Here is a 278-nt window from a genome sequence, read left to right as displayed (position 1 = left end):
ATCAGGTTCGCTTCCAGAATTGCGCCGGTGTAGAGCGACAGGCTGGCGATGGTGACGGCGGGTAAACCATATTTAAAGCGGATCATCTCGCCCTGTTCGGTCACGCGCAGACCGCCGCGCAGGCTGCCTGGTGGTTGCGACAGCAGCGCTGCATGGGCGGGTGCGCCGCCACGGCCAATGCTGCCGCCGCGTCCGTGGAACAGCGTCAGTGAAATCCCGGCCTTCTCACAGGTTTTAATCAGGGCATCCTGTGCCTGATATTGCGCCCAGCTGGCGGC

1 protein-coding gene is annotated in these 278 nt (G+C 62.9%); it reads right to left on the bottom strand.

All coding sequences use genetic code 11. From position 1 onward, the window contains the following. Positions 1–278, bottom strand: a 278-nt coding sequence (locus tag SB765_RS29265; protein ID WP_410932439.1) for a phosphoenolpyruvate carboxylase, incomplete at both ends; no start/stop codon positions are given.

This window comes from Pseudomonas sp. SIMBA_067 (assembly GCF_046534675.1).
Taxonomy (GTDB): Bacteria; Pseudomonadota; Gammaproteobacteria; order Pseudomonadales; family Pseudomonadaceae; genus Aquipseudomonas; species Aquipseudomonas putida.
This window is presented reverse-complemented; position numbering and strand designations above follow the sequence as displayed.